General features: G+C 49.9%; 2 protein-coding genes. Both read right to left on the minus strand.

The genetic code is table 11. The features are described from left to right. The coding region (locus H3001_RS19150) for a transposase (protein WP_181215801.1) at window positions 1-409 on the minus strand (409 nt) is incomplete at its 3' end. Then, on the minus strand, window positions 375-761 hold the full coding sequence (locus H3001_RS19155; RefSeq protein ID WP_004326196.1) for an ISAon1 family transposase N-terminal region protein: 387 nt from the start codon (window positions 759-761) through the stop codon (window positions 375-377). The genes H3001_RS19150 and H3001_RS19155, both read right to left, overlap by 35 nt. Window positions 762-825: the final 64 nt, after the last annotated feature.

Here is an 825-nt window from a genome sequence, read left to right on the forward strand (position 1 = left end):
TGACCCGGCTGGCTTTAGGGAATGCCGTACGCACGATCTTGCGCATGGAGTCCGACAAGTCAAGCGTGACTTCCTCGACAGCATTGCGATGCTCCTCGTCAATCCGTTGCAGGACGGCGATTACGTCCTCCGCTTTTGTACCTGCAACGACGGCAACCAAGGATTGCTCCCGCGTGCGGACCTCACGGTTGGTTACAAACGTGTACAGCTCACCATTGGATAGCGAGGATTCGTCGATAGCCAGACAAGGGCCGATATTCTCCGGGAACAGCAGCCATTTATCTGCATGTTCCAACTGCTCCCACTGCCGGAAACCGCTCAGCACTTCCTTGTATTGCTTCTCAAACGTATGCCCGTCGATGTGGTAGAACTCCTCAAGCGTATGGCAGGTCACGGGGGACGTCTCCATACGTTTCTTTTAAAAAAGCTCCAAATTCCTTGGAGTAACGAGTCCCTTTGGCTACAATGTCAAGGTCTATCGGGATGCTGAAACTCTTGCCCGTGCGCGTGTCTGTCCACCGCCTGCGACGGATCTTCAGAATCACTTTGTGGTCACGTATCGGGAAATCCGTCACGCTTACCGCTTCCATAAAACCTTTGGATTCAAAGTGTACGTCCTTGCTTAGCTCCGGATGCATCTTCTCGTCCAGACTGATGTGGATTTCCGTAGAAGTCTGCGATATACCGACTATGGAGAAGTAATCCAATATCTGTGTGGGCAGTACAATACTGGCCAACATGCTCAAATAATCGTTTTCCATGCTGTAAAGTAAAGAACTATTCGATTAGATTACAAATTTATCCCCACTAAATTTCTACTGAGCC

It is taken from the genome of Phocaeicola faecicola (genome assembly GCF_013618865.1).
GTDB lineage: Bacteria > Bacteroidota > Bacteroidia > Bacteroidales > Bacteroidaceae > Phocaeicola > Phocaeicola faecicola.